Origin of the sequence: Embleya sp. NPDC020886 (assembly GCF_044333915.1) — a bacterium.
Lineage (GTDB): Bacteria > Actinomycetota > Actinomycetes > Streptomycetales > Streptomycetaceae > Embleya.
In genome coordinates, this window is the sequence record NZ_JBIRRX010000026.1 from 64,485 (window position 1) to 87,439 (window position 22,955).

The following is a 22,955-nucleotide window of genomic DNA, read 5'->3' on the forward strand; positions in this document are numbered from 1 at the left end:
ACGGGGCGACGGCGCCGAGCCTTGCTCGTGTATCGGGAGGGGCGCCTTCCGTTGTCTGCCGTTGTGGGTGATCGGGCGGTGGTGGGCCGCGTGTTCGGTGTTCGCGGGACGTGCGTCCCGGCCGGCCGGTCCCGGTGGGCCTGGGTGGTGTCCGCGTGCGGTGGTGTCGGCGACGTGGTGTGGGGTCGGTGCCGGGGCGCCGTCCGCCTTCCGGCGCCCGGGGGAGCCGCGGCCTTCGGTTCGCGTGTGGCCGTGGCCGAAGTGGTGTGGCGCTTGTTGCCGGGTCGCCGGTGAGCGTGTCCGTCGGTGGTCCGCGCGATGTTTTGCGCGGGTGTTGCGTCGCACTTCCTCCACTTTGTGCCCCGGCGGCCGGAGCCCGCAGCGGCGCTGCTTCTGCCGCGCATCGCGCCGGGGTGGTGTCGTTGCGGTGTCGTGTCGTGTCGTGTCGTGTCGAGGGAGCGGCGCGGGCCCGACTCCCGGTGCTGGTTGTGGTGTTCGCTCGGTGTTGTTTCGGGTGTGATGTCGTCGGTCCCCGAGACCTTGTGGGGTGTGCGGGGGCCGGCGGTGTGTGGTTGTGCGGCGGCCCCGCACCCCAAGTGGGGTGCGGGGCCGTGGTGTGGTGTTGGTGTGGTGTGTCAGGGGAGGGGTGTGAGGTTGGGGTAGGTGTGGAGGGTGCCGTCGTTCCAGATGGCGACGAGGTCGGAGTGGGGGTTGTCGTCGAGTTTGCCGGCGGCGATGTCGCGGGCGCCGCTCCAGGTGTTGTCGGGCCACAGGGGGACGCTGTCGTCGAAGGCGGCGCCGCCCGTGATGGTGCCGCGTCCGGCGTAGAGGTGGAGGTATCCGGTGCGGCTGACGGCGGCGAGGTCGGTTTTGCCGTCGTTGTCGAAGTCGCCGCCGGCGGTCAGGCGCATGCCGGCCCAGGATTTGTCGGGCCATGCGGATACGGCGGTGGCGAGGTGGCCGTTGCCGTCGCCGGGGTAGAGCATGAGGCTGCCGTCGGGCCAGATGGCGGCGATGTCGCTGTTGCCGTCGCCGTTGAAGTCGCCGCCGGTGATGGCGCCCATGCCTTGCCAGCTGGCGTCGGGCCACAGGGGGACGCCGTTGGCGAGGGTGCCGTCGCCGTGTCCGGCGTACAGCCACAGGTTGCCGGTGGAGCCGACGGCGACGATGTCGTCGTGGGCGTCGCCGTTGAAGTTGCCGGTGGTGATGGCGGTCATGCCGGTCCAGGTGGTGTCGGGCCACAGTCCGGTGGGGGCTCGCAGGGTGCCGTCGGGGTTGGTGACGTGCAGCCACAGGGAGCCGTTGTCGTCGATGGTGACGACGTCGGTGCGGCCGTCGCCGGTGAGGTCGGCGGTGGCGATGTCGCGGTGGGGTGCGTAGGCGGCGTCGACGGTGGATCGGGGGACGCGGTGGATGTAGCCGTGTTGGAAGTCCTGTCGGCGGCCGTCGGCAAGGTCGTATTCGTTGCCGGTGGGGTAGCCCAGGTAGCCGTTCTCCCAGCCGCGTGCGATCCAGCGCTCTCGGGTGGCGCCGTGGATGGCCCAGGTGCCGGTGGCCTGGGAGGAGTACACGGATCCGGTGTCGTTGGTGGCGCCGGGGGTGCGGAAGTGGTTGTAGAGGCCGGTGCCGCCGAGGATGGGGGTTTCGTCGGTGGAGGGGAATCCGAGGGGTCCGCGGACGCCGCCGGTGGCCTGCCAGCGGGCGTGGATGTAGCCGTGGGTCTCGTGGACGCCGGTGTTGCTGCCGTCGGTGATGGCGGAGGCGCCGGTGGCGGGGGTGCCGGTGAGGTGGGAGATGTAGCCGATGGTGGTGCCGGCGCCGTCCTTGACGGTGCTCACGTCGGAGACGGGGTAGCCCAGGGGGCCGGAGGTGCCGCCCTTGGCGAGCCACTTGTCGCGGATGTCGCCCTCGATGGACCAGGCGCCGGTGTTCGGGGTCCAGTGGATGGAGGCGCGCGCGGCGGTGCCGCCGGTCTTGTGCAGGAAGTTGGCGTATTTGCCGACGCCGTCGGCTTCGGCCTGGACGCCGGTCAGGGGCAGGCCGATCGCGTTGGCGGCGCGCAGGGTGTTGTATTTGGCCCAGATGGGCCCGCACAACCGCACCGTCGCGGCGGGGTTCGCGCCGGAGGTTGTGTCGTGGCATTCGCTCCACGGGGTGAGGGTGTCGCTGACGAGGGTGGCGGGGGAGAAGGCGCTGCCGTCGATGCCGGGCGTCTTGCCGAGCAGGAGGTAGAGGCGGCCGTCGCCGGCGCGGGCCCACAGGTCGGTCTTGCCGTCGCCGTCGAGGTCGCCGTCGGAACGCAGCTCGGGGTAGGTGTTCGTGTCGACGCGCGTGCCGGCGCCGGTGCCCAGGAGCGTGCGGCCGGCGTGGTCGCCCAGCGCGCCGACGTCGACGGAGCCGTCGGGGTTGCGCCTGGACGCGTACTGGTAGAGGAGTGAGGTGTCGCGGTCGCGGGCCCACAGGTCGGGCAGGCCGTCGCCGGTGACGTCGCCGGGCGCGATCAGGTCGAGTTTGTCCCAGCCGGCGGACCCCAAAAGGGTGGCGTGTTCGAGGCCGATGCCGTTGTCGCCGTGGAAGAGCCACAGCCGGGTGACGGGGTTCGCGAGGTCGCTCGTGTCGCGTTCGACGGTGAGCAGGTCCAGACGGGCCGCGTCGTGCCCGTCGACGTTGGCGTCGACGTTGCCGGGCGCCAGGATCTGCTTGACCTGTTTCCAGTCGGGGGCGTAGGTCGTGCCGGCGCACTTCTTCGCCGGGGCGGCGGGGTCGACGCACAGGTCGACGGGCGGCCGTAGGACCGTCCTGCGCCGGGTGGAGCCGAAGTAGTAGCCGTTGGTGTCGGCGCCGTTGTTGAGGTAGAGGTACAGGCGTTCGTTGCCGTAGGCGAAGAGGTTGTCCCGGGGCAGGCCGGCGCCGCCGCGGTGGGTGACCAGTGCCCCGGTCCACGTGGCCTTGCCGGCGGCGATCGCGGGGCCCTGCAGGGCGGCGGCGACGATCGTCCCGCCGGTCGCGGGGTCGGTGTCCGAGCCGTACATGCGCAGCGCCCCGCCGCTGTCGACGGCGACCAGGTCGGGGCGGCGGTCACCGGTGATGTCGCCGAGTTCAACGGTGCGGGTGGGGTCGCTGGGCACGTAGAACTGGTAGACGGCCGGGAGCGAGCGGTTGGTGGCGCGGTCGACGCTCTGCGCGTACAGGCGGTGGGTGCGCCAGTCCGAGACGCTCAGGCCGGTGATCGTCCAGGTGGTGACGCCGCCGGCCTCGCTCGTCCTGGTGGCGCGTGCCGCGCCGCCGACGGGGATGGTGGCGTCGAGGGCGTATTCGATGGCGTCGACGCCGGACTGGGTGTCGGTGGCCGCGGTGGTGGTGACCGTGAAGGTACCGGTCTTGCCGATCGGCTTCCCGCCGCCGTCGACGGGGAAGTCGTCGCTGGTGATCACGGGCGGCGTGGGCGCTGTCCTGTCGACGGTGAAGGTGCAGCCGTCGACCCAGTCGGACGCGGAGTTGGTGTTGTGATCGCCGCTGTGGACGCTCCAGACGTACGTCTTCGCGTTCTGGAAGACGCCGGCGGGAACCTGGGCCGGGGCCTCGTGGCCGTTGGGGCCGTCGGAGATCCAACCGCTGTCCCACACCAGGGGGTTGCCGTTGCCGACCTCGCGGACGTGGAACTGCGCGTCCAGGGTCTGCCCGGCGTCCGGATCGCCCAGGGTGGCGTACAAAGTGACCCCGTTGTGGGCGCCGATGTAGCCGCAACCGCCGGCGTTGCCGCCCCCCACCGGTGTGGGTGTCATCCGCAGGTTGGAGGGTTTGTCGGGCTTGCTATTGTAGGTGACGGTCAGGTAGGTGTCGGCGGCGATCTTGGAGAAGCGTTTGAAGGCGTCGCGGTTGCTCTCGTTGCCGAAGAGGCCGAAGGTGAGGATCTCCTCGTGGGCGCGTGCGGCGACCTGCGCGGTGATGGGGAAGTCGGCCAGGCGGGTGCCGCATTGGCCGGCGAGGTTGGAGTTGGGGACCTGGACGGTGGACCACAGTCCCCAGTCGCCGGGCTTGGTGTTCCAGGTGGTCTGGTCGGTGAGGGTGTTGGCGACCTGGTGCAGATACACCGGGTGGGTGGCGGTGTTCTCGCAGTCCGCCGCGGAGGAGGAGACCTGGGTGGCGTAGAACTTGGCGTCCAGGATCTGCCGCCCGGGAAGGTTGAGCGCGACGCTGTAGTACGTTCTCTCGATGCCCGTTTCGGGCTCCCAGCCCTGGTAACCCACCCCCGGCTTGTACTTCGTGCTGTCGAACCCGGACTCGTCGGGGTGGGCGTTCCAGACCCAGTTCCACTTCCCCGCGTTCGTCTTCTGCGTCGGCACCCACCCCGGGTCGATGTAGACGGGGAAGACCGTGTCCGCAGCGCCCAGGACACCCGCGTCCGGCGTCAGGGTGAGGGACCCTGCGGCGACTGCGGTGTCCAGGGGCGCCGTGGTGGCGAGCGCGCCCGGGGCTTCGGCGGTGGAGGCGAGTTCGCTCCCGGGTATCGCACCCGGCCCGGTGTCGCCGGCCGAGGAGGCCGACGGGGAACCGGACTTGGCCTTCGTCGCGTCGGGCTTGGGCGTGGTGCGCGAGTCCCACATGATCGGCGCGCCCGCGCGGAACGCGACCGTGCCGTCCGCCGCGGTGGCGGCCAGCGTGCCGTCGGCGGCCTCGGTGACGGTGACGCCGTCGGTGGTCATCCCCAGCCGCAGCGCGGCGAGTTGCGGGTTCTTCGCCGCCTGCGCGTTCTTGACGATCAGCGTGTGGGAGAACCCGCCCTGCTCGCCGGCGGCGACCTTGAGGTCCACGTCGGGTAGTACCGACGGATACAGCGCGCCGTTCCCGCCCAGGACCGGTTGGGGGAGCGTGGTGGGCCAGGTGAAGGCGAGTTTGCGCCCGTCGTTGGTCATCGACGCGAGCAGGTTGCTGCCGCCTCCGCCGAAGACCAGGTCCGCGGTGGTACTGGCCGGGCGCACCGTCCCGTCCGGGGCCGGGGCGAGCGCGGGGTCGAGATCACGCCACGTCCCGCTCTTCTTCGTCCGCGAGGGCTCGACGGTGCGCCTGAGCGTCAACGTCCCGTTCGGCTGCGCGGTGACGGTGTCCGTCGCCGTCGTCGACTCCGTTACGGCCACCGGCACTCCGGTGAGTCGGGCCTGCTCGATCGCCGACGTCTGGGCGGCTTGGACGGCGGTCGGGGTGCCGGTCGCGGGTGGCGCCTCGACGCGATGCGAAGGCGTGGTCACGGCCAGGGCGGGTGTGGAGAGGAGGCTGCACGCGAGTGCGCCGGTGAGAATTCCGCACACCGCCACGGCGAGCCGGGACGAAGTGCGGGGAGGCGGTGGCCTCATGGCGGATGGCTCCCGGGATGGAGGGGTGCGCGGCACGTCACGGCGCGTACGCATGGGCGCACGGAACCTATGGGCCGGCGCCGACACCCGACAATCACTTGAGGATGTGACCCACTTCACTCGATCTCGATCACTGTGTCGATAAGTCCTCCCTGGATGTCGAGCCGATGTCGATTGCCCGAATCTGTGAGGCAACGGGTTGTTTGCTCCGCTCGCGGACTCCCCGCCCGCCCCCAAGGTTGTAGTGACGAACGCCACATCAACCGAGGGAACTGCCGTTGCCGGCAGGGTACTTCGGCTCGTACGGTGCGCTCCGTCTGTGATCTTTCGCCTGCTCGGGGGCGGGATCTTTCCTGCCCAGCTGGGGGTTCGCCGTGCGTGGTCGGTCGTGGGGTTCCAAGCCTCGGCGGGGACGAGTGTCGCGTTCAGCTCGCTGGGCGGTCGTCGGCACCACGGTCCTGGCGATGACCGCCACCGTGACCCCCGCCCAGGCGGTCCCGTGGATCAGGAACACGCCCGACGCGAACAGGTTCGCCCCGAGCAATCCCCCCAAGACGCCCTCGATCCATGGCAGGAAAGCGACCCCGCCCAAACCCACCCCCTTGACCGGCGACGGCCACCCCACCTGGAAACCCGCCAAACCCGGCTGGCCCAAAGCCGCCGAGGTCGAGACCTCCGCCGCCCCCGCCTCCCCGTTCGTCGCCCGCGGTGGCTCCGCCCTCCTCGCCGCCCCCACCGGCGGCAACGCCCCCGGCACCCCGGTCTGGATTACCGCCCCCGCCGCGACGACCCCCGGCCCGTTGCGCGTGGCAACTCCCGCCGCCGGCACGGCATCCACTGCGGCTCCCCGCGTCCGGGTCACCGTCGCCGACCACACCGCTGCCGAGAACGCCGGCGTCGACGGCGTCCTGGTCTCGGTGCGCCGCGCCGACGGCGACACCAACAACGGCCGGATGACGGTCGGGGTGGACTACACCGCGTTCAAGGACGCCTTCGGCGCGGACTGGTCCTCACGCCTGCGGCTGGTCGCCATGTCCGAGTGCGCGCTGACCACCCCCGACCGGCCCGAGTGCCGCGTGCAGACCCCGGTCGTGGGATCCCGCAACGACCGCGCCAAGCACCGCGTGAGCGCCGACGTCGAACTGCCCGCCGGCACCACGCCCGGCACCGCCCGCACGGTGAACACCGCGACGGTGTTGGCCGTCACCGGCGACGCGTCGGGCCCCTCCGGCGACTACAAGGCGACCTCGCTGTCCCCGTCCGGTTCGTGGTCGGCGGGCGGCAACTCCGGTTCGATGAACTGGTCCTACGGCGTCGGCGTCCCGCCCGCGATCGGCGGCACCGCCCCGACCGTGAACCTGTCCTACAACTCGGGCACGGTCGACGGCCGCACCACCTCGACCAACAACCAGGCGTCGTGGATCGGCGAGGGCTGGGAGTACTCGCCCGGCTTCGTCGAACGCTCCTACCAGGCGTGTGCGAAGGATGGCCAGGACAAGTCCGGGGAGAAGTGCTGGTCCACCCAGAACTCCCTGACCCTGTCCCTGAACGGCAAGTCCTCCACCCTGATCCAGGACGACACCGACAAGACCAAGTGGCGCCTGGAGAACGACGACGACTCCCGCATCGAACTCCTCACCGGCGCCGTCAACCCCGACAACGACGGGGAGCACTGGCGCCTGACCACCGGCGACGGCGTCCAGTACTACTTCGGCGTCAACCACAAGCCCGGCGGCGACAATACCGACCCCGCCACCAACGCGACCTGGACCGCGCCCGTCTACGGCAACAACACCGGCGAACCCTGTAACAAACCCTCCGGGTTCGACGCGTCGTGGTGCCAGCAGGCGTGGCGCTGGAACCTCGACTATGTGATCGACGCCCGCGGCGGCATGGTCACCTACACCTACAACGCCGAGACCAACCGGTACACCCGCGGCGCGATTCTCGTCGGCTCCGGCACCCTGACCGAATACGTACGCGGCGGCACCCTCGCCAAGATCACCTACGGCTCGAAGAAGACCGACACCACCCAACCCACCGCCCAGGTCGTCTTCGAAACCGCCGAACGCTGCCTGAAGACTGACGACTTCGACTGCGCCCCGGCCAAGATGACCAAGGCCAACGCCGCCAAATGGCCGGACGTCCCGGTGGACCAACAGTGCGCCACGTCGGGCAAGTGCGAGGTGTACGGGCAGACGTTCTTCTCCACCCGCCGCCTCACGAAGATCCTCACCCAGTCCCTGGTCGGCACCACCTACCAGACCGTCGACGAGTACGCCCTCGCCCAGGCCTACCCCGACCCCCTCGACGGCTCCTCGCCGACCCTGTGGCTGGACTCGATCACCCGCACCGGTCGTGACGGCACCAAGAAGATCGACGTCCCCTCGGTCGACTTCACCGGCCAACTGATGGCCAACCGCGTCGACGCCGGCGGCGACCTCGCCCCGCCGATGAACCGCCGCCGCCTCACCGGCATCACCAACGAAACCGGCGGCCAGACCACCGTCGCCTACAACGAGGCCGAATGCACCCCGGCCACCCTGCCCACCCCGGACACCAACACCAAGGCCTGCTACCCCTCCTGGTGGAACTACGACGACGACGCCGAACCCGTCCTGCACTGGTTCCACAAATACACCGTCGCCCGAGTCACCGAACGCGACGCCACCGGCGACTCACCCAGCCGGCTGACCCGCTACGAGTACGTCGACGGCGCGGCATGGCACCGCGACGACGCGGAACTGACCGAGGACAAGGAAACGGGCAAGCCCAAGTCCAAGGACCGCCGCACCTGGAACCAGTACCGCGGCTACGGCCGGGTCATCACCCGCACCGGCGTCGCCCCCGACGCGGTCACCCAGTCCGCGACGTTCTACCTGCGCGGCATGGACGGCGACATCAAGAAGGACGGCACCAAACGCGCCGTCACCCTCACCGACTCCACCGGCACCCCCCACCTCGACTCCGACTGGCACGCCGGATACGCCTACGAGACCCAGACGTTCACCGGCGACGGCGGCACCGTCGCCGCCAAGTCTCTGAACACCCCGTACTCCTCCGCGACCACCGCCACCCACACCCGCGCCCGCGGCCTACCAGCCCTCACCGCCCGCCGCACCGCCACCACGAAATCCCGCAACCTCGCCCTCCTCGCCGACAACACCACCTGGCGCCAAAACTCCAAGACCGCCTCGTTCGAGACCGAACACGGCCTCCCCGTCACGGTGTCGGACCAGGCCGACGGCCTCCCCGAGTACTGCACCAAGACCACCTACGCCCACAACACCACCGCGTGGATCATCGGCAAACCTGTCGAGACCGTCTCGACCCTCGCCGCCCCCGGTGCCACACCCGGCGCCTGTGAGACCCCGCGCACCAAGGACAGCGTCTACGCCTGGTCGCACACCCTCTACGACAACAAACCCCTCGGCGAGGTCGGCACGATCGGCGACGCGACCTCCACCGAGGCTGTCAACGAGTACAAGCCCGACGGCACCCCGAACTGGATCACCACGGCCAAGTCCGAGTTCGACGTCTACGGCCGCGTCACCAAGGCCACCGACGCCGAGAACAAGAACACCACCACCGTGTACACACCGGCAACGGGCGGTCTGCCCACCACCGTCGCGGTCACCGGCCCCACCGGCTGGACCGGCACCACGCACTACACCGGCGCCCGCAACCTGCCGGTCAAGGCCGTCGACATCAACGGCCTGGTCATCGAGCAGGAATACGACGCCCTCGGTCGCCTGATCGCCGTCTGGAAACCCGGCCGAACCAAAGCCCAGAACGCCAACGTGCAGTTCGCCTACGCCCCCAGCAAGACCGCCCCCTCCGTGGTGACCACCAGCACTCTGACGTTCGACGACTCCAGGTACTCCGTCTCCCACAAGATCCTCAACAGCTTCCTCCAGGAACGCCAGACGCAGAGCACCCCGGCGACCGCCGACCTGCAGAATCGCGTGGTCAGCGACACGTTCTACGACAGCCTGGGACGCCCGGTCAGGACCAACGCGCCCTACTACAACGAGGACGCTACCCCCGAGACGACCGTCTTCGACCCGGAGGAAGGCAGCCTCACCAGCCAGACCGAGCTGACCTACGACGGCATGGGCCGCACCACCGCACAGATCTCCAAGTACCAGAACATCGAAATGTGGCGCACCACCACCACATACGCCGGAGCCGACGAGACCCGCGTCACTCCACCCTCGGGCGGCACCGCGACCGTCTCGATCTCCGACGCCCGCGGCAAACCCAAGGAACTGCGCGAGTACAACGGCGGAACCCCCACCGGCACCGACCACTCGAAGATCACCTACGAGTACAGCCCCCGCGAGGAACTCGCCAAGGTCACCGACGCCGGCGGCAACACCTGGACGTACAACTACGACTTCCTCGGCCGCAAAACCCACACCGTCGACCCCGACAAGGGCCCGTCCGACACCCGCTACGACCTCGTCGGCCGCGTCACCGGCACCACAGACGCCCGCGGCCAAACCCTCGCCCACACCTACGACGCCCTCGGCCGGAAAACCGCCTCCTACAAGAACACGATCACGGACGCGAACCTCCTGTCGGAGTGGACCTACGATCGCTACGCCAAGGGCCAGGCCGACGGCTCCTCCCGCTACGTCGGCGGCAGAACCGGCGCCAAGTACACCAGCGAGATCACCGGCTTCAAACCCGGCACCTACCTTCCCACCGGCACCCGGACCACCATTCCCGCCGCCGAGGGCAAACTCGCCGGAACCTACGAGACGAGCACCCAGTACGATCCCGTCCTCGACCTGCCCCTCCACTCCCAACTCCCGGCCCACGGCGGCCTCCCCGCCGAAAACCTGTCCTACGGCTACAACGACGGCGGCCTCCTGAACGGGCTGGGCGGCGCAGGCGCCGCTCCGTACATGCAGTTCGCGGACTACGACCCCTTCGGCCGCAGCACCGCCACAACCTTGGGCGGCTTCCCCCGACAGGCGACGTTCACCAACCACTACGACAACGCCACGGGCCGCCTTCTCACCACGGAGTTGGAGCGGGAAGGGGTGACACCACGCTTCGTCGATGTCACCTCCTACACCTACAAGCCCAGCGGTGACGTCACCTCGATCAAGTCGGTCCGCGACGGTGGCGCCGCCACCGACACCCAGTGCTTCACCTACGACGGCCACCGCCGCCTCAAGGAAGCCTGGACCAGCACCACCGGCACCGACACCCCCGCCATCCCCCGCCCCGCAGGCATCGGCAACTGCACCACCCCGACCCCGTCCACCACGACGGTCGGCGGCCCGGACCCGTACTGGCAGTCCTTCGACTACGACGCCGTCGGCAACCGCACCAAACTCGTCGACCACGACCCCACCGACGACCCGACCAAGAACGTCACCACCGAATACGGCTACCGCCCCGGCGCACAGCCCGGCAACCGCACCCACCGCCTGGACTCGGTCACCGTCAGGACCGGCACCCGCGAGGCCGTCACCACCGGGCTGACCTACGACGAGTCCGGCAACACCAAGACCCGCCCCGGGGCCGACGCCAACCTCCAGACCCTCACCTGGAACGAAGAGGACAAGCTCACCAAGGCCGCCTCCGCCACGAGCACGAGCGAATACCTCTACGACGCCGACGGCAACCGCATCATCCGCCGAGAAGCCGGCAAGACCACCCTGTATCTCGGCAGCGACGAACTCACCACCAAGACCGACGGCACCGGCCCCGTCATCGGCACCCGCACCTATCCCGCCGCCGGCGGCACCGCCGTCGTCCGCAGCGGGAATGGCGCGCTCGTATACATGGCGGCCGACCACCACGGCACCCCCACCAGCACCCTCGACGCCGCAACCCTCACCGCCACCCGCCGTCTGTCCAAGCCCTTCGGCGAACCCCGCGGCCCCCAGCCCACCCAGGCCAACGGCCAATGGCCCGACGACAAGGGCTTCCTCGGCAAGCCCATGGACTCGACGGGACTGACACACATTGGGGCCCGTGAGTACGACGCCATCCTCGGACGGTTCATCAGCGTCGACCCGCTCATGGACCTCACCGACGCCCAACAGATGCACGGGTACAGCTATGGCAACAACAACCCGGCCACTTTCAGTGACCCGACCGGCTTGTCCCTGGAGGACGATGTTCTCAAGTGGGTTGGCGTGGGCGCCGCAGCTGGAAGCGCAGTCTCTGCAGGGGCGGCGGTGTCGAAGGGAGGGCAAGGAAATACAGGCTCCGGTGCAGCTCCGACGCAAAAAATCGGTCCTTTCAAGGCGCATGTCGTTCTCAAAGAACACCCAGCCATAACGTACATCGCACGTCCGTTGGTTGACCCTTTTTATGAACTCTCCGGTGGGAAAGACCTGGAGGCATGCTGGGATTCACGAGGGCGCGATCTAAAGTCTTGCGGTATCACTGCGGGTAGCTTCGCAATTGCGGGTTTCACGGGCGGTTTCGGCGGCAGGTTGGCATCGGCCTTCAGCGCCGAGGCGCTTCGGGGCTCTGAGCAAGTAATGAAGAGTGCCGGAAAAGAGGCAGTCGAACATATCGACGACATCGGGCGCCTGGGCGACGACATCGTCGATTCCGTCGTCAAGGGATGCCGCCCGAGCCATAGCTTCGTACCTGACACCGAAGTCCGGATGGCCGACGGATCGGCCAAGCCGATTCAGGACATCGCGCCCGGCGATACCGTCCTTGCCACCGATCCCGAGAGCGGCGAAAGCAAGACCCGTACGGTCTTGGCCGCCATCACCACCGAGGACGACAAGGATTTTGTCGACGTCACCGTCAAGACCGACCAAGGCGACGCGTCGATCATTGCCACGACCAACCACCCCTTCTGGTCGCCCCAAACCGAGCAGTGGATCAACGCAGGCGACTTGAAGCCGGGCCAGTGGCTGCAGACATCCACTGGAACGTGGGTCCAGGTCGGTGCCACTCGCCAGTTTCGCGAACAACATCGTACCCACGATCTCACTGTGGATACCGACCACACGTACTATGTGCTGGCCGGGGCCATGCCGGTACTCGTACATAACTGCAACGTGGCGCTGGGGCAGAAGGCGGAGGGAACCTATTCATGGGCGGACAGTGAGGGGTTCAAGCACTTCGGCAGCTATGGCTCTGACGCATGGCAGGGCCCGGTAGAGAATGCAATCCGGGATTCGTCAGTGACGCTTCATGTAAATCTTCGGGGCCTGGGCAACTTTACTGAATCGGCCAAGGCCGGGCTCCAGCCGGGCGCGTACGCCACTGATATGGAGATGGGCTGGATTGCCCGGGCTGTCGCTAATGGTGAACGCTCCTGGTCCTCGGTCAATTTTTACCGACCCAACGCGAAGGGGGTTCTTGAAAGAGCCCCAGTCCCGGAACCAGATTGGGCAAGCTTCGGCAGGCTCCGGCCCTTCATATCGGATGCAGGGAAGTTCTGTGGGTGTTAGCAAGGCGAGCCAAAGGGGATGAATATGGGTGCGCTTGATCCTGGCCTTTATCCAGATATCCTTGCAGCGGGTGGTCTTATCTCGGCGATAGACTTGACCGCCAGGAAGAAGAATCTCGACCTGGGACGGCTCTACAGTCACTACACATCGGGACCAGGCCTGCTAGTCACGGCTGAGCTAAATTCCAGTCGTGGAAGAGTTTCTATTCAGCTCGGTAGCCAAAGCAGGACCTTCTATGTGGCAATCCAGGGGCAGGGATTCACCTGGGCAGAGGGTGCGACCGATGATCTAGATGATCTAATTGATGCATTGACTGCCTGGCGGAATGGTGTTTCGGTGGATGACCTCGCTGAAAGGTTCCCATTCATGGTTCCCGGTCGGCTGGCAAAAGCCCACGAGTCAGGTGACCTAGTACCCGCTCAGTGGAATTGGTTGCGGACCGCTGGGGAGTTTTCTGATGAGCGCCCGCTAGTAGAAGCAGTCTATGCAGATGGCCGCTTCGCTAAATTCTTCCCTACCCTTAGTCATGGAACGCTACGGCTTAGATCCGTGCATACATTGCAAAGGTTCCAGGAAGTATGCATCACCCCACTTTCGGGAGATTCATACCGCGTGGAAAATCCTCGTTTGCTCGATCCGACGGTCGTAGATTCTTTGCGAGGAGCTCTGGCCGTGGCTTCTGAAGCTCTAGCGAGTGGCGGATGAAGCGTTCGTGGGAACGGTCTCGGTTTTCTCCTTGACGCATTGATGCGTCGTGAGGTAAGTGCGTGGTGGCCCGGGGTGGGTGTCCACAGGACTGATCGGCCTCACAGATCCGCGAGTTGACCCGGGCCCGCGCCCGGAAGGCCGACCGGCTCAAGTGTGATTTCGCAGTGGTTGTTGGTGTGTGAGTGGTGGTGTGAGCTGGGGTGTTGCAGGTTGAGAACGTTTTGCGGCTGTCCGGGCGAGGGCCGTGAGGGCTCTGGCCTGGGGGTACGGCTGTTTCGTTGAGAACGCGTGGGTATGTTGCACATAGCCTTGTACGCCTAATACTCCAGTTGCACTTCTCCATCGGTGCTTGTCAGCGGGCTGTTTCAGAGCCTATTCGGCTGACGGCCCGTCAGGGATGTGGTTGTTCGTGACTCATCCGATCGGGTCGCGTTGAACCGGTCATGGAGACGGAGACGGATGTCGAAGCAGAGTTGTGGGACAGCGAGTTGGAGTCGTTGCTGCTGCGAGTGGGTGGCCGCTTCGGTCGCATCGAGCCGCGGCGGCGGATGCGCGACTACGTGCGGGGCCTGCTGGGCCCGGTGGGCCGCAAGAACAGCTGGCAGATAGCCGAGCACGCGGGCCATGACACCCCGCATGGGCTGCAGCGGCTGCTGTCGTGGTGCCGGTGGGATCCGGACGAGATCCGCGACGACCTGCGGGACTACGTGGCCGAGCGGCTCGGTCTGCCGGACGGCGTCCTGATCGTGGACGACACGGGCTTCCTCAAGAAGGGCACCACCTCGGCCGGGGTCCAACGGCAATATTCCGGCACCGCCGGCCGCACGGAGAACTGCCAGATCGGAGTGTTCGCAGCCTACGCCTCCGCCAAGGGCCGGGCCCTGGTGGACCGCGAGCTCTATCTCCCCAGGTCGTGGACCGAGGATCGCCGGCGTTGCCGCGCCGCCCGGATCCCGGAGGAAAAGTCCTTCGCGACCAAGCCGGAACTCGCCCGAATCATGGTCCGGCGGGCGCTGGACTCCGCGCTGCCGATCGCCTGGGTGACCGCGGACGCGGCCTACGGGCAGGAGTGGCACTTCCGGCGAATGCTGGAGGAAGCCGAGGTGGGCTACGTGTTGGCGGTGCCCAAGTCGCAGCAGGTCAAGTCACCGGCCGGCAACTGGCGCATCGACCATGTCCTGACCGGCGCCCCGGCCGAGGCATGGGAGCGGATCTCCTGCGGGAACGGCGCGAAGGGACCACGGGTCTACGACTGGGCTGCGGCCAAACTGCCCACTGTCGAGGGCACGGAACCCTCCCACCACCGTTGGGTGTTGGCCCGTCGCAGTCTGGCCCGACCCGAGGAGATCGCCTACTACCTTGCCTTCGCCCCGGCGGACGCCGTCGTCTCCGAACTGGTGCGAGTGGCCGGCGCCCGATGGGCCATCGAGGAGTGCTTTCAGGCAGCGAAGAACGAATGCGGCCTGGACCAGTACGAAGTCCGCCGCCACGTCGGCTGGTACCGCCACGTCACCCTGGCCATGCTCGCGCACGCCTTCCTCGCGGCGATGGCCGCCCACGCACTCGAAAAGGGGGCCGAGGAAACGGTTCGAGCAGCCTCGTTCCCCTCACCGTGGCAGAAATCCGACGGCTCCTGGACCTTGCCCATCCCCGCGCGACCCGGCACCGGACACCCGCACACCGGCTTCGCTGGTCACGCTGGCGCCGACACCACCAGGCCATCGCCCGCCACTTCCAGTACCGGCGCCGCACGCGACCCGATCGGATGAGTCACGAACAACCACATCCCTGACGGGCCGTCAGTCGAATAGGCTCTGAAACAGCCCGCTGACCAGCACCGATGGAGAAGTGCAACTGGAGTACTAATACTCCAGCAGCACTTTGGTGTTTCCGCAGGTCAGGCATACCGCGAAGCCCGTCTGAGTCTATCGGTGAGGGCTTGTTGCGTGTTGGTGTCTGCGGATTCTACGTTGGTAGTGGCAGCGGCGGGCGACGGCTTGGCGTCGTCTACGCCAGCGGGACCAGTGCAGGATGTGGTGAGGCTGACTGTGTGTCAGGGGCGGGTTCAAAGCTGCCAGGAGTCGCCGGATCTCCGCCACGCTGAGGGCCACGACATCGGGTTGGATGGAGCCGGTTCCCCGAGGCTGCTATATCGCGTTAAGCTGCTTGCGGGATTTTCTGGCGATCAACATCGGCCGGCTGCTCGGATCGTTCGAGGGGCTTGAAGAGTTGGCGTGCGATCGCTCGTTTCAGGCACCGTTGGGCGTCTCTGGACGTGTTGCCCTCGGTCGTTCGTCGGGCCACGTAGTCACGGGTGGCCGGGGCGAGGCGCATGCGGATGAGGGTGATCGTGTGGAGCGCGCGGTTGAGTTGTCGGTCGCCGCTGCGGTCGAGGCGGTGCCGGTTGGTCAGTCCGGAGGACGCGGGGATCGGTGCGGCGCTGGCGAAGGACGCGAACGCGGCCTCCGAGCGGAACCTGCCGACATGCGACCAGCTCACGAGGATCTGTGCGGCACTGATCGGTCCCACACCCAGGAGATTCAGAAGCTGCGGGGCCAACTCGCGGACGAGCGAGTGGAGTTCGCCCTCCAGGTCCTTGGCCTCGGCTCGTAGGGACTCGATGCGTTGATCCGTGGACCGGAGCGCGCGGACGGTCATGCGGTGCTCGATGTCCTGGGCGGGTCGATCATGTGATTTCCCAGTGGTTGTTGGTGTGTGGCCGGTGGTGTGGGCTGGGGTGTTGCAGGTGGGGTGGGAACGTTTCGCAGGTGTCCGGGTGGGGCCGTGGGTGGCTGGCCTGGGGGTGTCGCAGTTTCGTGGGGAACGTTCGGGTGTGTTGCACATAGCTTGGTACGCCTAAGAGGTCCTAACAAAGGCGTTTCACGTGTCGGTGGGTGATGAGGCAGACGGCGATGCCGAGGAAGGCTTCATGGATGTCGTCGCGTCGTTCCCAACGAATGCGAAGGCGACGGAAGCCGTGCAGCCACGAAATGGTTCGCTCCACGACCCAGCGCACGCGTCCGAGGCCGGATCCGTGGGGTTGTCCGCGTCGGGCGATCATTGGTTTGGTGCCCCGTGCCCACACGAGGCGGCGGTATTTGTCGTGGTCGTACCCGCGGTCGCCGTAGAGGGAGTCGGGCCGGTGGCGAGGCCGGCCGACGCGCCCTCGGACGTGGGGCACCATGGCGAGCAGGGGCAGAACCTGGGTGACGTCGTTGCGGTTTCCGCCGGTCAGGGACACCGCGAGTGGAATTCCCCGCCCCTCGACCAGGACGTGGTGCTTACTGCCCGGTCGCGCGCGATCGACCGGGCTCGGACCGCTTTTGGGCCCCTTCGGGCGGCCCGGACGTGGCTGGAGTCGATCACCGCCCGCGACCAGTCGAGCTGTTTGGCCGCGTGCAGTCTCGCGAGGAGAATCGCGTGCAGCCGATCCCACACGCCGGCCTCGTTCCAGGCCGCGAGACGACGCCAACACGTCATCCCCGACCCGAACCCCAACTCCTGCGGCAGGAACTCCCACTGGATTCCTTGTGCAGGACGAACAGGATCCCGCACAACGCCTGCCGATCCGGCACCCGAGGTCGCCCACGCGTCGACTTCGGAGGAGGTGCGGGCAGCAACGACTCGATCAGGGACCACAGTTCGTCTGAAACGATCCACGGACGCGACTCACCTCTACGCACACCAGGCCCAACGACCGAACAAGCCGATAGTCACACCAAACTCATTATTTGTTAGGACCTCTAAAGGGCCCGGGTCGTGTTTGTGCTGGTCTTGTGTCCTGAACATGCAAGGGAGTTGGTTGTAGGACGGCTTCCGGTGTGGTGCTGTGCGGGAGATGAAGGTTTTGTGGCCCTTCGGAGTCGCCCTGCGGGGGGAGGCTCCAAACCGCCTCATGCTGCGTTGGCTGAAGACCGTCGTGGTGAGCGATGAGGAAAAGGCGCCCGAGAGGCGTCAGGTGGGGATCGGGAAGACGAACGTAAGTGAATCGCTGCTGACGTGTCGAAAACAAAACAGACGGCATCGAAACCGGGGTGTGACCAGAACTCCGGGATGAGCCTGGCGGGTGCCCGTTTATTGGCCAGGTGGTGTCCGGCATGTAGGCGACGTGATCCCGGTTTGCGGCTTCCGTATGGAACAGGAGAAGGCGGGCCCCGATACTGCCGTTGCGTAGTGGCGGCGAGAGGGAGCACCCCAAGCAGCGGACACTGCGAGGGGCTGAGTACCGATGCGGGGCGTGCCGGCGGACCGACTCGTAGTAGTGATGAAGTCCCTGTAATCGGGGTGGAGCGAAGGGGTCGGGTCGTTCGCGACTGTGTTGATCGTATCAACCGGACGAAGTCCGGGAGGAGTTCGGTGGACCAGTTGAAATCACAGGTCAAGCCGTTTGAGATTTCGAAGTGGGAGGTCAAAGAGGCATGGGAGGAAGTCAGGGCGAATAGGGGAGCGCCGGGAGTGGACGGGCACAGCATCGACGAGTTCGAGAAGGACCTGAAAAGCAACCTCTACAAGGTCTGGAACCGGATGTCGTCGGGCTCGTATTTTCCACCTCCGGTGCGTGCGGTGGCCATTCCCAAGCCGCACGGTCAGGGCGTGCGAATACTTGGAATTCCCGCTGTCGCTGATCGTGTGGCCCAGACCGTGGTGGCCCGGCATCTGATGCGAAGGGTGGAACCCCTCTTTCATCCGGACAGCTTCGGATACCGGCCCGGACGGTCCGCCTTGGACGCTGTGGAGAAGTGCCGGAGACGCTGCTGGAAGCGGGACTGGGTGGTGGAGTTCGACATCACCAAGTTCTTCGACAGCGTGCCCTGGGACCTCCTGGTCAAGGCGGTGGAAGTACACACGGACGCCGTTTGGGTGAAGTTGTACGTGCGGAGGTGGCTCGCTGCCCCGCTCGCCATGCCTGACGGCTCTCTGCTGGAGCGGGAGTGCGGGACGCCCCAAGGCGCCCCGGTATCTCCTGTGTTGGCGAACCTGTTCCTGCACTACGCGTTCGACTCTTGGATGGTCCGGGAGTTCCCCTCCGTCTGGTTCGAACGCTATGCGGACGACGCGGTGCTGCACTGCGTCACCGAGGGGCAGGCCCGGCAGGTGCTGGGCGCGCTCGGGAACAGGATGGCCGAGGTCGGGTTGCGGCTGAATCTGGCCAAGACCCGGATCGTGTATTGCAAGGACGGACAACGCCGGGGCTCGCACGAGCACACGGAGTTCACGTTCCTCGGGTATACGTTCCGCGCCAGGCGGAGTCGGAGTCGGCACGGGAACCTGTTCTTGTCGTTCGACCCGGCGGTCGGCAGGGACGCCCTGAAGAAGATGGGGCGGGAGTTGAGGTCCTGGCACCTGCACACCCGCTCGGATCTGTCCTTCCAGGAGCTCGCCCGCAGGATCAATCCTGTAGTGGCGGGTTGGCTCAACTACTACGGCCGTTTCAGGCCGTGGGAGCTGATCCCCTTCACGATGCGTATCAACACCTACCTGGTGCGCTGGATCCGCCGGAAATACAAACGGCTCGCGGCCAAGCGGAAGGCCATCACGAAGATGCAGGAGATCGCCCGGCGATACCCCCGCATGTTCGCGCACTGGCGCCTTACCCCCTCCGTAAACGCCGTGGCGATTTGATGACCAGGACGACAAGAGCCGTGTAACGGGCGACTGTTACGCACGGTTCTGTGAGAGCCGGAGGGTGAGACTCCCTCCGGCTACTCGGCACGGGGTTTTGGCTTGGGTGGCAGGGCCGGGATGGCCTACCGCTTGGGTGTGCGGGACCCGGGTGTGCCGGGGCGGTGGTGTGTTTCGGCGAGGTGGTCCAAACGGACCGCGTCGAGGCTGGTTTTGGTGATGCGTTCGGTGCCGTCCACGATGGCGGTGATCGCGGCCTGGCGGATGAGGCGGGCCAGGCTGCCGATCCGTCCGGCGGTGCGTTGATGGAGATAGGGCGCGAGGCGGGGGAGTGTCCCGGCGCGGTGTGCGTTTCGGGTCGAGGGCGGCTTCCACTCCGGCGATCAACTCCGTGAAGGGTTCGCGCTTCCCGAGTCGTGCCGGGAACGCCCCGCACTCGATCAGCGAGGCCCGTCCGGCGAGTTGCGCCCCGCGCACACCACTGAACAACGGTGTGGCGGTCACGTCGATGCCCGCGTACACGAACGTCGCCGCGATGCGTTCGGTGAGGTCCTTCAACAGATCGGCGGTCTCGGCGCCGGTGGTGGTCCGCGGGTTGAGGCGGTGGATCTCGTCGATGAGGACCAGGCGGACGCCGGCCCGGTGGTAGGTGTGGCAGACCGCTTCGGTGATCTGGGCCTGCGTCATCCGGGCCGTGACGGGGACGCCGAGGTAGCGGGCGAACTCGGCGGCGAGCGCTTTCGGGGTCGCGCCGGGCGGTACGAGGACGTACGCGACCGGTACCCGGGCATGTGCGGTTCCGGGTGGTGGAGGACGGTTGCGGATGTGGGCGAGGTGGCAGGCGCGTCCGACGCGGGTGCAGGGCGGTGGTTTTCCCGGCCGCCGCCGGCCCGGTGACGATCAGGGACGGCCGGGCGGTGGTCCGTTGGTGGCGGCCGAGGATCATCAGGGTGCGCACGCTGATGGCGAGGGCGTCGATGGCCGGGGTACGGACGGTCACGAACGCGGAGTGATAGGCGAGAGGTTCCCCCGGTTGCGTGGTGGTGTGCCGGGCTCGGGCGGTGTCGCCGGCGGTGCGGTCGCGAAGTCCTGCCAACCCTGCCAGGTGGTTACCGGCCGGGACTGTTCCGTCGTGTCCGCACCGACGCCCCACGTGTGGTCGCCCGAGTGCGCATCGGGGCTCACCATTTCAGGGCTTCCTCATGTGCGTCGTAGAGCCCAAGCCCCCTATACGGCGGGGCGGGGGAGTCGGGATCGTCTTCGCCGGTGTCCGACTCCGGCAGCGGCGACTCGTCGAGGCCGTCGTCGAGTTCGTCGAGGCTGTCCCCGCCTGGCCGCCCGGGGAGCACGTCACCGAGGCCCTGTTCCCGCCCCTCGTGTGCGGAGCGTCGTGCCGGTGGAGGAGTCCGGGTGGGGGTGCCGCGGGCCAGAAGGGCGTGTTCAACACGGGTGGTGTGTCCGGTGTGGGCGCGGCGCATGAGCTGGTCGAGGGCGTCGGCGAGGTCGGCTTCGTACCGGTCACGATCCGAGCGCAGAGCGGTGACGGTTATGACGTACTGCCAGGTGCGGTCGTTGAACGGGTGGTGAGCGTGATCGCGGTGGATCCACGGGACCTCGGTGAGTTCCCCGTCGGGCAGGCGGATCCAGATCTGGCGGGCGTCGTGCGGGTTGTGGTGGACCTCCCACTTCCCGCCTCGGGCGACGACGCCGGAGGGCTGACCCCGGTACGGGCCCAGGACCTCGTGGTCGTGGGTGCGGTGGTCGATGCGAATCCCGCGTTCGCCGACCGCCTGCCATTGCACCGGCGGCAGTTCGGGGTAGTCGCCGCCGGTCGGCGGTACCGACACGTATCCGCACGCCGCGACCAGCGCGGCCCACATCCGGTTCGGCGCCGGCGCGACCCTCGGCATCACCGGATGCCGCAGCCCCTCGTGAGGGCGATGGTGCCGGCGCACGACCCGTTCGTCGAGCGGGTCCTGCAACCGCGACACTGAAGCACGCGTCGCGTTCGGCGTTCCTGCCGCGTCGGGTGACGTCGGAGCCGGTGTACCCGGGAAGGTGTCGGCAGAACAGGGTGTTGATCGATTCGAAGGTGTGCTCGACGATGCCTTTGGCCGTCGGCGCGAACGGCGGGGCGGGCTGCACACTGATCCCGAGCGTCTCGCACGCGGCGATGAACGCCCCCGACAGGAAGACCTTCCCCCGGTCCACGACGATGGTCTCTCCGGTACGACGACCGGCTGGGCGGCAGCGCCCCCGAGGTGTTCGTCCAACGTCATCGGCCAATCGCGGGCGAACAACCGGGGGTGGGCGAAGCGCAGCGCGTCGGGTCAGGTGGGCCGGGCGGGATGGGGGACGGCCGTCTTTGCGGGCGACAGCGCCACGTCCACCGCCCTGGTCTCGCCCGGCTACGGCACCGCCGCCGGGATTGCCCTGGCCCACCGTTCCGTTCCCTTGACACTTTGGCTGTCCACGATCCCGGAGCCTGGGGTCGGATCACTGCCCCGACCGGCGCGTTCCCGCTCCCGGAGCGCGCCCGGGATCGCCTCCGATCGTCCCTCGGTCCGCCACCCGCGCCGGTAGCGGTAGACCGTCCGGTACGGCCGGAAGTCGTGCCGAGGCAGGCGCCATACGCAGCAGGACCGAAGCCGATACGAGAGCGCGTCGAGGATCTCGCGCCGGGGACGCCCAATCGACCTCCCGGCCTCGGCGGCGGCACGAGAGGGGCGAGGACCTCCCATTCCACGTCGGACGGATCCGTCTCGTACACAGCGCGTGGCCCGACCATGATCCGCATCCCCCGAGACAGGCGACTGCCAAGTCGGCTTCCCTGAACGACCCTTCCGGACCTCCTCCACGTCTCGCCGGCCGTGACGTCTACTGTGAGCCGATGAGTGAGGACTTGAAGCCGCAGGTGTTTCCCAACCGGTGGGCCGATGCCACCGGGCCCGGCGATCAGGGTCCGGCGCGCGAGAGATGCAGGTGTATCGAATACGCCTCCCGGACACAGTCGCCGACCCGTTTCCATCCGGAACGTCAGGACACCACCGCACCGGGATGGATCCGCCTTCTCGAACTGATCGAAGAGGCCGCAGCCGACGGACGGGAGGTCTTCAAGCCGCTGGTGGAACTCACCGCGGAGCAGCGGCGCCAGGTCGTTACGCTCCCGGCGAACATCGCCGAACTCACCTCGGTGAAACACCTCGTGCTTTACGGAAGCAACCTGGTGCGTATCCCGCCCGAGATCGGTGCGATGACGAGCCTCGAGGAGTTCACCCCGTACACCTCATACCGCCTGCACTGGTTCCCGTACGAGATCACCCGGTGCCTCAACCTTCGGCGCAGCACGGTCAGCTCCCGTGCCGTCTACGGCAACTACAAGCAGCGGCCGCCGTTTCCGCCGCTCCGGGCTGCGGCAACCGGTGATCGGGCCGTGGACCTCGACGACGTCGACCCCGGGGTGTGGGGCGCCACTGCGATCCGCACGTGCAGCGTCTGCGACGAGCGTGTCCACGGTGCGAACCTGCGCCAGGTGTGGATCTCACTGTGGACATCCGGCGCCGACGTGCTGCCCTTGCTGGTCAACGCCTGTTCGACGGCCTGCGTCGATGCGCTGCCCGCACCGACCGAGGGCTACGTCCCGACGCCGCACACCGGCGGGCCGGACATCGGCCAGCCGCCGGCAAGTTTCTCCCCACCCCGGCTGAAGCGTAGCGAATAGCGTCCGGTCGTTGGCGCCGCCGTCGCCACACTCACCCGTCCACCCCGACGCCCGCGTCTCCTCGGCCTTGGCCCGCTCCCGCTCCGCCATGGACCGACCCGGGCCGTACTGCGC

General features: G+C 67.6%; 10 protein-coding genes and 2 pseudogenes. 5 read left to right on the forward strand and 7 right to left on the reverse strand.

All coding sequences use genetic code 11. The annotated features are described in order from the left end of the window. Positions 1-635: 635 nt before the first annotated feature. Complete coding sequence (locus ACH4U8_RS44180) at positions 636-5,354, reverse strand: FG-GAP-like repeat-containing protein (RefSeq protein WP_395784211.1); 4,719 nt, start codon at positions 5,352-5,354, stop codon at positions 636-638. Between the two features lie 970 nt (positions 5,355-6,324). Next, positions 6,325-6,561: a hypothetical protein gene (locus tag ACH4U8_RS44185; protein ID WP_395784213.1), complete on the reverse strand. Its 237-nt coding sequence runs from the start codon at positions 6,559-6,561 to the stop codon at positions 6,325-6,327. An 88-nt stretch (positions 6,562-6,649) separates the two neighbouring features. On the opposite strand from ACH4U8_RS44185, the gene ACH4U8_RS44190 reads away from it, so the two are divergent. From ACH4U8_RS44190 to ACH4U8_RS44200, 3 genes and pseudogenes are all read left to right on the forward strand, one after another. Further along, a complete protein-coding gene (locus ACH4U8_RS44190; RefSeq protein WP_395784215.1) occupies positions 6,650-12,790 on the forward strand; it encodes a polymorphic toxin-type HINT domain-containing protein in 6,141 nt (2,046 codons plus the stop codon). Positions 12,791-13,156: 366 nt separating this feature from the next. Then, a complete protein-coding gene (locus tag ACH4U8_RS44195; RefSeq protein WP_395784233.1) occupies positions 13,157-13,495 on the forward strand; it encodes a DUF6193 family natural product biosynthesis protein in 339 nt (112 codons plus the stop codon). 446 nt (positions 13,496-13,941) lie between these two features. Then, positions 13,942-15,090, forward strand: a pseudogene (locus ACH4U8_RS44200) (IS701 family transposase); the annotation flags it as partial. Positions 15,091-15,655: 565 nt separating this feature from the next. Here ACH4U8_RS44200 and ACH4U8_RS44205 read toward each other — a convergent pair. Together ACH4U8_RS44205 and ACH4U8_RS44210 are read right to left on the reverse strand one after the other, a co-directional pair. After that, positions 15,656-16,156 (reverse strand): transposase, encoded by a 501-nt coding sequence (locus ACH4U8_RS44205; protein ID WP_395784217.1) that lies wholly within the window; start codon positions 16,154-16,156, stop codon positions 15,656-15,658. Between the two features lie 208 nt (positions 16,157-16,364). Further along, positions 16,365-17,181 (reverse strand): annotated as a pseudogene (locus ACH4U8_RS44210) (IS5 family transposase). Between the two features lie 673 nt (positions 17,182-17,854). Here ACH4U8_RS44210 and ltrA point away from each other — a divergent pair. Beyond that, positions 17,855-19,120: a group II intron reverse transcriptase/maturase gene (ltrA, locus tag ACH4U8_RS44215; RefSeq protein ID WP_395784219.1), complete on the forward strand. Its 1,266-nt coding sequence runs from the start codon at positions 17,855-17,857 to the stop codon at positions 19,118-19,120. A gap of 36 nt (positions 19,121-19,156) precedes the next feature. On the opposite strand, the gene ACH4U8_RS44220 is transcribed toward ltrA, so the two are convergent. The 3 genes from ACH4U8_RS44220 to ACH4U8_RS44230 form a co-directional block, all read right to left on the reverse strand. Next, positions 19,157-19,945, reverse strand: a complete 789-nt coding sequence (locus ACH4U8_RS44220) for a TniB family NTP-binding protein (RefSeq protein ID WP_395784235.1) — start codon at positions 19,943-19,945, stop codon at positions 19,157-19,159. Between the two features lie 356 nt (positions 19,946-20,301). After that, positions 20,302-21,102 (reverse strand): hypothetical protein, encoded by an 801-nt coding sequence (locus ACH4U8_RS44225; protein WP_395784221.1) that lies wholly within the window; start codon positions 21,100-21,102, stop codon positions 20,302-20,304. 426 nt (positions 21,103-21,528) lie between these two features. Continuing rightward, complete coding sequence (locus ACH4U8_RS44230; protein ID WP_395784223.1) at positions 21,529-21,861, reverse strand: transposase; 333 nt, start codon at positions 21,859-21,861, stop codon at positions 21,529-21,531. 149 nt (positions 21,862-22,010) lie between these two features. Between ACH4U8_RS44230 and ACH4U8_RS44235 the strand changes: the two genes are divergently transcribed. Continuing rightward, positions 22,011-22,841 (forward strand): leucine-rich repeat domain-containing protein, encoded by an 831-nt coding sequence (locus ACH4U8_RS44235; protein ID WP_395784225.1) that lies wholly within the window; start codon positions 22,011-22,013, stop codon positions 22,839-22,841. Positions 22,842-22,955: the final 114 nt, after the last annotated feature.

What these genes read in the sequence shown, in the direction of transcription:
- ACH4U8_RS44180 (WP_395784211.1), bottom strand. Translation starts at nt 5,354, where the DNA reads ATGAGGCCACCGCCTCCCCGCACTTCGTCCCGGCTCGCCGTGGCGGTG.
- ACH4U8_RS44190 (WP_395784215.1), top strand. Translation starts at nt 6,650, where the DNA reads ATGAACTGGTCCTACGGCGTCGGCGTCCCGCCCGCGATCGGCGGCACC.
- ACH4U8_RS44195 (WP_395784233.1), top strand. Translation starts at nt 13,157, where the DNA reads ATGGTTCCCGGTCGGCTGGCAAAAGCCCACGAGTCAGGTGACCTAGTA.
- ACH4U8_RS44205 (WP_395784217.1), bottom strand. Translation starts at nt 16,156, where the DNA reads ATGACCGTCCGCGCGCTCCGGTCCACGGATCAACGCATCGAGTCCCTA.
- ACH4U8_RS44230 (WP_395784223.1), bottom strand. Translation starts at nt 21,861, where the DNA reads ATGGGAGGTCCTCGCCCCTCTCGTGCCGCCGCCGAGGCCGGGAGGTCG.
- ACH4U8_RS44235 (WP_395784225.1), top strand. Translation starts at nt 22,011, where the DNA reads ATGAGTGAGGACTTGAAGCCGCAGGTGTTTCCCAACCGGTGGGCCGAT.